Raw genomic sequence first — 9,665 nt, 5'->3', positions numbered from 1 at the left:
GCCCCTGCAATTAGTAATAAGAAAGTAGCAATAAGAATCGCTAATCCAAAAGGACTTGTCGGTCTTTCTACATGCACTTTTTGTGATTTTTCGTTGGTTCTGAAAAAAGAACCGTTTAATGTTTTTTCGCTGATAGCTGAACTGCCGTTCGCATAAAATTGTTCTGAGATAATTGTTTCGCTTTTCATGCTTATACTCCTTTTTTAATTTTCTTAATTTGGCTTTTAGCAAAATCTTCTTCCTTTCAAAAACGGACACATTAGAGATTTTGACACTAACACAATTTACAAGCGGCATGCCAATACGATTTTAAACTGGTACAGAGCCATTTAGAAAAACAAGAACAAAAAAGAGTGTGTAATTATTTTACACTTTTTGGATACGGTATACACTAAAATCGTGATTTTGGGAATGAAATAAGTGAGATTCTAAAAGGTTTTACAGTATTTAGTTTCTTCTATTTGGTAAAGAAATATGAATCTCAAAAAGCAAGCATTTAAATAAAAAGCTGCAAAGAATTAATAAAACGCAATTATTAAATTAAAATTGCATTAGAGAAAGAAATCAATGATAATTTATTGCTTTTTTATTCTTTTAAAAAACATTCTTCATAAAAAAACTAGAAGTCTTACTTAAAAAAGTTAAATTTATCGAAACAAAACTTAACCCTAAATTAAGGAGAACAAAAAATGAATAAAGAGCATTATTATCTTTTATTGGCTGATGACGACGAAGATGACTGCCTTTTCTTTAAAGAAGCTCTCGATGAAATAACAGTCGGCACTACACTATCAATGGTACACGATGGTGTGCAATTGATGAATTATTTAAAAACTAATATTTCAAATCTTCCCGATGTTCTTTTTCTGGACTTAAATATGCCTAGAAAAAATGGTTTGGAATGTTTAGATGAAATTAAAAACGACGAAAAATTAAAAGCACTGCCAATTATTATTTTCTCTACTTCGTTAGACGGCGAAATAGTTGACAAATTATACCAAAAAGACGCTTCCTTTTATATTAGAAAACCAGGTGAATTTTCTAAACTTAAAAATGTAATAGAAAAAGCACTTACCATTGCATCCGAAAATAATTTTAAACAGCCCGAAAGAGCCAATTTCATATTGCAACCTTAATCTTCTCAGGAAATGAACCGCAAACACAAGGAACTTTATTTTCTTTCTCAAGAAGGTGAAATGGGGAATTTAATTCGTTCTGCAGATTGGAGCAAAACCTCTTTGGGAAATCCTGAAAATTGGCCACAAAGTTTAAAAACAATGACAGCAATGATCCTGGGCAATCCGTTTGGAATGTACATTGCTTGGGGGGAAAATTATACGCAATTGTATAATGATGCTTTTCGCCCTATTCTTGGCGTTTCTAAACATCCAGAAGCATTAGGCATAAGTTCACGGGAAACATTCAGCGAAATTTGGGATACTATAGGTCCTATGTTTGCAGATGTAATGAAAGGACATGCAGTAAGTTTTCCTGATTTTAAAGTTCCGCTGCATCGAAATGGCTACATAGAAGATTGCTATTTTGACTTTTCGTACAGTCCGATAAGAATCGAAGATGGTTCTATTGGCGGCATTTTGGTAACGGTTATAGAAACCACCGAAAAGAAAATTGTTGCAGATGCACTACAGGAAAGTAATGTGCGATTTGTCAATAATATTATGCAGGCGCCAGTAGCAATGTGCATTTTTAGAGGCGAAAATCATGTTGTTGAAATTGCCAACGACCAAATGTTGCAACTTTGGGATACAAAAGCCGAAAATATAATTAACAAACCTATTTTTGAAGTTCTGCCAGGATTGAAAAAACAAGGTTTTGATGAAATTCTTCACAGCGTTTTTAGAGACGGGAAAAAGATTACCACAGATGAACTTTTTGTCCAACTAAACCGAAACGGACAAACTGAAAATACCTATATTAATTTTGTTTATGAAGCTTTGCGCGAAAAAGATGGTACTATTTCTGGCATTGCAGCAATTGCAACAGAAGTTACTGCTCAGGTTTTGGCACGTTCAAGAGTTGAAGAAAGCGAACAAAAAATAAGACAGCTGGTAGAAAATGCACCTTTTCCGATTGCGGTTTATGTAGGAAAAGAAATGCGCATTGAACTAGCAAATGAATCTATTATAAAAATTTGGGGTAAAGGCCCAGATGTAATCGGAAAAACATATCGAGAAATTCTTCCAGAACTAAAAAATCAATCGGTTTTTGAACAAGTAGAATCGGTTTTTGAAACTGGCCTGTCTTTTCATTCTAGAAATTCGCGTATCGATATTGTCATCGATGATAAGTTGCAATCTTTTTATTTCAATTACAGTTTTACGCCTTTATACGATTTAAATGGTAAAATTTATGGCGTAATGAATACCGCTGTAGAAATTACAGATTTGTATATAGCCAAACAAAAAATAGAAGAAAGCGATAAAAGGTTTCGTAATACAGTAAGACAAGCACCCGTTGGTATTACTATTTTACGTGGCCCTGAATATGTGGTCGAAATGGCTAACGAAGCTTATCTCAAAATTGTTGATCGAACAGAAGAATCTTTTGTTGGAAGACCTTTGTATGAGTCGCTTCCAGAAGTAAAAGAAACTGTTAGCGCTTTACTAGACAATGTTTTGAATACTGGAGTTCCGTTTCACGGAATTGAAGTTCCTGTACCTTTAAACCGATATGGCAAAATCGAAACTTCTTATTTTGATTTTCTTTATCATCCGCTGAAAGAAGAAAACGGAACAATTTCAGGAATTTTGGTAACCGTTACCGAAGTAAGCGAAAAAGTTGAAGCTAGAAAAAAAATCGAACTTAACGAAGATCGTCTTAAAATTGTTGTTGAAGCCAGCGAATTGGGAACTTGGGAACTTAATGTAAAAACAGTACATCTCACCTATTCTGAAAGATATCTGGAAATTATTCACGGCTATACCGAAGAATCTTTGCTAACTCATCAAGAATTATTGGCGCATCTTCATCCTGATGATGTGCATGTTAGAAATGAAGGATTTAAAGAAGCTTTAAAATCAGGTTTTTTAAATTACGAAGCTCGTGTAATTTGGAAAGATCAATCGATTCATTGGGTTGAGGCAAAAGGAAAAGTTTTTTATGATGAAAATAATGATCCATCAAAATTAATAGGAACTATTCGGGACATTACCGAAGAAAAAAAATACAACCAGAAAATAGAAGAAAGCGAAAAGAAACTGCGAAATCTTATTATGCAATCGCCTGTTCCAAAAGCCATTTTGCGCGGAAATGATTTTGTGATCGAAATGGCCAATTTTGTGCTTTTGAATAATATTTGGAAAAAAGAAGAAAGTGAAGTTCAAGGAAAAAAACTATTAGAGATATTCCCGGAACTTAACAATCAGAAATACGCACAGTTACTAAAACAAGTTTACGAATCTGGAAATGTCTATTCTGAATCTGAATCTTTGCTTTTTATTGATAATGAAAACGGCGGTGATCAATACTATGTAGATTTTGAATTTGCACCACTCCGCGAAAGCGATAATTCGATTTCTGGAATTAGAATGACGCTTATTGATGTTACCGAAAAAGTCGAAGCCAGAAAAAAAATTGAAGAAAGCGAGAAAAGATTCCGTTTACTTACAGAAAGCATTCCGCAGTTAATCTGGGAAACTGATGCTGAAGGAAAAGCTCTTTTCACCTCTGGGAAATGGCTAGAATATACCGGAGTCGAACCTGGAATTGAAGGTTCTTGGCAAAAAATGATTCATCCAGATGATTTTGAAGAAAATGTAAAAATCTGGCAACATGCACTCGCAACCGGCGAAATGTATCGCTGCGATGTGAGAATGCGTAGAAAAGATGGATCTTACAGATGGCATACCGTTATTGGAGAACCTGTTTTTGGACTCGACAATAAAATCATAAAATGGGTCGGCGCTTTTACCGATATTCATACCGAAAAAGCTTTTACTCATGAACTTGAACAACAAGTTACAGCGAGAACTAGAGAGCTAATTCAGATTAACGAATCGCTTCGAAAAAGTGAAGAGCGTTATCATTTGATGGTCGAAGAAGTTCAAGAATATTCCATTCTATACTTAAATTCAAAAGGTATTGTAGAAAATTGGAATGTTGGAGCCGAAAAGATTAAAGGCTATAAAGCAGACGAAATTATCGGAAAATATTTTGGTGTCTTTTATACTGCCGAAGATCAAAAACATAAATTGCCTGAAGAACTTTTAGAATTGGCAAGAGAAAAAGGAAAAGTAATTCACGAAGGCTGGCGTGCACGCAAAAACGGAAGTTTATTTTGGGCAAGCGTAGTTATTACCGCGGTTCATAATAAAAAAGGCGATGTTATTGGTTTTTCTAAAGTAACGCATGATTTAACCGAAAGAAAAAAAGCTGATGATAAATTAAAAATGAACGCACTAGAACTAGAGCAAAAAAACAATGAACTAGAAGAAATGAACAAAGAGCTTCAGTCATTTGCTTATATTTCGAGTCATGATTTGCAGGAACCACTTCGAAAAATACAGACTTTTGCTTCGCAGATTATTGATAAAGAATCTGAAAATTTATCAGAAAACGGAAAAGATAAATTTAAACGAATGCAAAATGCTGCACAGCGAATGCAGACTTTAATTAATGATTTATTGGCCTATTCTAGAACAAATAGTCAAGAACGAGTTTTTATAAAAACAGACCTCAGCCAAATTATTAGAGAAGTAAAAGAAGATTTAACCGAAGAATTAGAACAAAAAAGCGCCATAATTGAAATCGGACATACTTCTGAAGTTGATATTATTCCGTTCCAGTTTAAACAATTGCTTTATAATTTGATTAGTAATTCGCTAAAATTTTCAAATCCTGATATTCCGATTATAATTAGAATCACAAGCAAAATAGCATTAGGCCAAGATCTAGGGGAAGAAAAACTGATTGAAGCAAAAAAATATTGCCATATAGAAGTTTCGGATAACGGAATTGGTTTTGAAGCCCAATACAACAAAAAGATATTCGAAGTATTTCAGCGTCTACATGGCAGAGATCGCTACAATGGCACCGGAATCGGACTCGCAATTGTGAAAAAAATTGTAGAAAACCACAACGGAGTCATTACTGCTTCTGGCATTCACAACGAAGGAGCTTCTTTTGATATTTACATTCCTGTAAATTAAATTTATTTCATAAAAAAAGGAAACTTCAATTAAGGAGTTTCCTTTTTCCATTTCAAAACGAATTGAAATTATCTCAAAACAAATTCTTATCTAGTATAAACAGTAATTACACCAGTTGTTTTATCTTTAATTTTAAGCTCTTTGTTAGTAAGGTTCATGATATCACTAGTTGAACTAATGTTTCCAACCGTAATAGTCAAATCGTTATGAGATCTTACATAAGTACCAGTAGTTTCTGTAAGAGCACAATCAGAACCGTTATAATCACCAATAACCGCTGCGTTACTTAATCTTAGATCCAAATAATCTTTATTACATCCTGCTGCATTCTGAGGTGCATCAATTAACACTTCTTTTCCATCAACAATTGTCCCAGTTTGGCTTAGACTATACTTCCCTTGAAGTGGAATTATTGTTTCTCCATCATTATCGTCATTACTACAAGAAGTAACGAACATTCCCGCGCCTAAGGCTAATACGAATAATATGTTTCTATTTTTCATGTTTGTTTGTTTGTTTTTTATTAATTTAATTCAATAATGCTAAATTAAAAGTAAAAACCTACAAAAAATTTCATGATTTTAGGAATATATTACATAAATCGCATTTTTTAAACAATGCTCACTTTTCTATTACACTGACTAATAATTAATGTATTTTAGATAAATATTAACAACCTATTAATTTATAAAATGAAAAAACTATTACTATTTAGCGTTTTTGCTCTATTAAGTTTTGCAACGTACTCGTGCACTGCGGATGATAGTCAAACAAGCGAATCTAAAACAGAAATCAAAAAAAATACTTTGTCTGTGGATAATGCAAAAGCAAATATAGGACCGGATGATGATCCTATTACTGTGCCTCCACCACCTAAAAAACCTTAAATTACAGTTGTCTAACCTAAATTTATTTAAAATTGAAAAAACTACTTTTATTCAGTGGTATTGTATTGTTAAGTTTTGCAACTCATTCTTGCACTGCTGATGACACAGAAACAACAAGCGCAAAAACTAAAGTTGCAAAAGAAAAACCTATAACAGAAGCCCAAGCAGATGGTCCTGGCGATGGCACTATTCCGCCGCCTCCGCCGCCACCAGAAGATAATTAATTTTATAATGCAATTTTAAAGGAAGTACCTAGAATGTACTTCCTTTCTTTTTTTATTACTTGCATCTTGGTCTATTTGATAGATACTTATCAATCATACGCTGTGTAATTGGTTTCAAGAATCTCTGTGTGTTTTCTGGATAAGGAGCAAATTGATTATAGCATTCTACAGAATTTCCAATCTTAATATACCAAACCTTTGCCCTACCATTATCATCAAAAAACTTAGTGGTATCACATACTTCAATCTTTTTTAAATTAAAATATCTAGCATCATAGTAAGTATCACAATAGCTATCCTCAGATCTTGTTATTTTTTCATAATGATTGTTTGTCCATTGCATGCAATCTTTTTGTGACATGCTTAAGTAAATGATTATACTTAATACAACAAGAAAAGCTGCAATTACAAAATATTTTTTTATTCCAGATTTTCCCACATCTTTCCCTCCAATCTTAATGGGAGTTGAAATATCTGATATCCCTATTGGAGTTGTTTCCCATCTCTTATTTTCACCTTGTTCTACTTCTTCCGCCTTATTTTGCTTTACTTCTTCATTTTTATCTTTTTCTACCTCATCATTTTTTAAACTAGGAGAATTTTCGATTTCTATCTCATCAATTAAAGCGTTAGAAAAAGTTTCATTTTCAGAAGTTCCAGTATCCCTTAACACTTCAATTAATCTTTTTTCGTCCTCATCAAGTTGTTTTCTATACTCGTTAAAAGGTCTTGGTCGAAGATCTACCAATATTGCAGCCAGTTGAATAGTGTCTTCAGCGGGATTCTCTGTTTTACCTAAAAGAAAACGCTTAACTGCTTCTAATTTATTCAGTTCATCTTCTCCAAACTGATTTTTCTTATCCTTATCAAATGGAAAATCAAAAAAAGATTTAAAAGCAATTAAGTCATCTTTATTACTATTTGCATCAAATCTTTTGACGCACAAATTTCTAAGATTTGCTGATGTTGGAGAATTCAGATTATTAGAATATTCTCCATTTTTTTCTTCTTCATATTTAGCTTTAATAGCTTTTTTATAATCTTCAAAAGTAATGGTTGGCATAGGCATTTGAACTTTTTAAAACTTTATCTAAAGTACTTTACTCAACTTTTTGTGACTTTCTGGAACTTCTTCTGACTTTCAAGAAAAACATTCGACTTTCCTGACTTTCTGGTCAATACAGGCTCAAAACTGTTGTTAATTTGCCTCAACAAAATTAGTTATCGCTTTGATCTGCAGGTCAAAAGCAAATGTACAAAACTAGTTCATGTACCAAGTGTGGAAAACCGTAAGACGGATTTTATTCCGGGAAGTATAGATGAAAATCTTACTGTTCTACACACTTCACTTCCCAAACAAAATTTGGTATTGCCATTTAAAACCAACCTGGAAAAAGATTTCAGGAAGCAATACCCCTTGTTCAACTTTTAAATTTTAAAAAAATGAAAACATTATACTTATGGGGAGCGTGCGCGCTATTGTCAACTACATTATTCTCTTGCTCTGCTGATGAATTAGAATCTTCAGAACAAAAAACTGAAATAAAAAAAGAAATTCCGACAGAGGGACAAGCAAGTGAGCCCGATGGCCCAGGTGATGATCAAACTAATATTACACCACCAAAAAAATAACAAATAAAATTTGTTGTTTTCAATAAATTGCTAAATTCGGGGAAAGTACGATTTATGTTACGATCCCCGTTTTTTTGTTTCTTTATTTTTCTCCTTTTCATTTCTTGTGAGGAGAAAACAAGCACATTAATTAAACCTGAGAAATCAAAAAAAGAGGCAAAACTTCTACAAGAAAAAGCGACAGATCAGTTTCTAAAGAGCAACTACAACAATGCTTTTTATCTTTTTAATAAATCAAAAATTGCTTTTGAATTTTATAAAGACAGTACAAATATTGTTTACAATTTAATTCGGATGGCAAACATCCAACAAATAAATGGCGATTATTATGGGAGCAAAGAAACCTTAACAGAAGCACTACCTTATTCAAAAATTAACAATAGCTATATGTCTGCAATCAATAATTCCTTTGGAATTGCCGATAAAGAACTTTCTATTTACGATGATGCTATTTTTTACTACAATCAGGCTATAAAAGTTTCGCAAGAGCAAATCGACAAACAATCTCCTCTCAACAATATTGCTGTTGTTTATATTAAACAGAAAAAATATGATAAGGCTATTAAAATTCTAGAAGGAATTTTAGAAACAAAAGCATTCGATAATTTTATAAAAAGTAAAGCAAGAGTAATCGATAATCTTGGATTTGCTTATTATAAAAAAGGCTTAAATGAAAAAGGGCTTGTACTAATGAATGAAAGTCTGGAATTAAGAAAAAAGAATGACGATGTATATGGAAGCATAGAAAGTTATCTTCATCTCGCAGAATTTTATTCTCAAACTGATGTTCAAAAATCAAATGAAAAAGCAAAAAAAGCTTATAAAATTGCGACTCAACTCAATAGTGTCGATGAACGTTTAAAAGCACTCACCTTTCTAATTTCTAATGGATCTGAAGTAAAATATGGCAAAAAGTATATTGCAATAAATGACAGCATCATAAAGGTTAGAAACAATTTTAAAAATAAATTTGCCAAAATTAAATACGATTCTAAAAAGGAGAAAGACGAAAACCAAATACTGCGATTAGAGAAAGCCGAAACTTCTCTTGCACTGCAAAAAGCACAGTATCAGAAGATCTTTTTTATAATTGGCATTACATCGCTTTTTCTCTTATTGCTTTATTTGAGAAAGTTTTATGAGAACCGCAATCGAATTGAAAAAATAAAAACAGCCTACGACACAGAAACCAGAATTGCCAAAGATATTCATGATGAGCTGGCAAATGATGTTTTCAACACCATTACTTTTACACAAACTCAGTCTCTAGAAAATGAAAGCATTAAAGAAACTCTAATTCAAAAACTAGATCATATTTATTCGCGAGTTAGAGGAATTTCTAGAGAAAATAATAGCATAGACATTAAAACAAATTATGCGCTCAATTTAAAAGAAATGCTTTCTACCTACAATAATGAACGTACAAACATTATCATTAACAACATTGAAAAAGTAAATTGGGATTTAATCGACGAAATTAAAAAAGTTACCATTTATAGAGTTTTGCAAGAATTAATGGTAAATATGAAAAAGCATAGTCAAGCTTCATTGGTTGTTGTAAAGTTTGACAGTAACGGAAAAACAGTTTTTATAGACTATACAGATAACGGTAAAGGTTGCGAAAAATCAAAAATTGTAAAAAATGGTTTGCAAAATATGGAAAACCGTATTTTGTCTAGCAAAGGAACTATTACTTTTGACACTGAACCTGATAAAGGTTTTAAAGTAAAAATAACAATGCCTAAATAAAACCT

The 9,665-nt window shown here is 32.5% G+C and carries 8 protein-coding genes and 1 pseudogene; 6 read left to right on the top strand and 3 right to left on the bottom strand.

Annotation, left to right across the window (positions count from 1 at the left end; translation table 11 throughout):
• Window positions 1-188 (bottom strand): annotated as a pseudogene (locus tag B3J44_RS17695) (glycosyltransferase family 2 protein); the annotation flags it as partial.
• Window positions 189-689: 501 nt separating this feature from the next.
• Here B3J44_RS17695 and B3J44_RS17690 point away from each other — a divergent pair.
• Both B3J44_RS17690 and B3J44_RS17685 read left to right on the top strand, forming a co-directional pair.
• Window positions 690-1,136, top strand: a complete 447-nt coding sequence (locus tag B3J44_RS17690; protein ID WP_286970033.1) for a response regulator — start codon at window positions 690-692, stop codon at window positions 1,134-1,136.
• A gap of 12 nt (window positions 1,137-1,148) precedes the next feature.
• Window positions 1,149-5,168, top strand: a complete 4,020-nt coding sequence (locus tag B3J44_RS17685) for a PAS domain S-box protein (protein WP_286970031.1) — start codon at window positions 1,149-1,151, stop codon at window positions 5,166-5,168.
• A gap of 86 nt (window positions 5,169-5,254) precedes the next feature.
• Here the strand turns inward: B3J44_RS17685 and B3J44_RS17680 are convergent, their stop codons facing one another.
• A complete protein-coding gene (locus tag B3J44_RS17680; RefSeq protein WP_198856587.1) occupies window positions 5,255-5,671 on the bottom strand; it encodes a lipocalin family protein in 417 nt (138 codons plus the stop codon).
• Between the two features lie 189 nt (window positions 5,672-5,860).
• Here B3J44_RS17680 and B3J44_RS17675 point away from each other — a divergent pair, with 189 nt between their 5' ends.
• Both B3J44_RS17675 and B3J44_RS17670 read left to right on the top strand, forming a co-directional pair.
• The gene (locus B3J44_RS17675) at window positions 5,861-6,055 is read left to right on the top strand and encodes a hypothetical protein (RefSeq protein WP_286970030.1); all 195 of its coding nucleotides are present in this window, start codon (window positions 5,861-5,863) and stop codon (window positions 6,053-6,055) included.
• Window positions 6,056-6,087: 32 nt separating this feature from the next.
• Complete coding sequence (locus B3J44_RS17670) at window positions 6,088-6,279, top strand: hypothetical protein (RefSeq protein ID WP_286970029.1); 192 nt, start codon at window positions 6,088-6,090, stop codon at window positions 6,277-6,279.
• 55 nt (window positions 6,280-6,334) lie between these two features.
• On the opposite strand, the gene B3J44_RS17665 is transcribed toward B3J44_RS17670, so the two are convergent.
• A complete protein-coding gene (locus B3J44_RS17665; protein ID WP_286970028.1) occupies window positions 6,335-7,342 on the bottom strand; it encodes a hypothetical protein in 1,008 nt (335 codons plus the stop codon).
• A 380-nt stretch (window positions 7,343-7,722) separates the two neighbouring features.
• Between B3J44_RS17665 and B3J44_RS17660 the strand changes: the two genes are divergently transcribed.
• Together B3J44_RS17660 and B3J44_RS17655 are read left to right on the top strand one after the other, a co-directional pair.
• Window positions 7,723-7,911 carry a hypothetical protein gene (locus tag B3J44_RS17660; protein WP_198856709.1) on the top strand — a complete coding sequence of 63 codons (189 nt, stop codon included), beginning with the start codon at window positions 7,723-7,725 and terminating at the stop codon, window positions 7,909-7,911.
• Window positions 7,912-8,205: 294 nt separating this feature from the next.
• Window positions 8,206-9,660: an ATP-binding protein gene (locus tag B3J44_RS17655; protein ID WP_349678301.1), complete on the top strand. Its 1,455-nt coding sequence runs from the start codon at window positions 8,206-8,208 to the stop codon at window positions 9,658-9,660.
• Window positions 9,661-9,665: the final 5 nt, after the last annotated feature.

The sequence above is a fragment of the Flavobacterium sp. UBA4854 genome (assembly GCF_002399805.1).
GTDB lineage: Bacteria > Bacteroidota > Bacteroidia > Flavobacteriales > Flavobacteriaceae > Flavobacterium > Flavobacterium ginsengisoli.
This window is presented reverse-complemented; position numbering and strand designations above follow the sequence as displayed.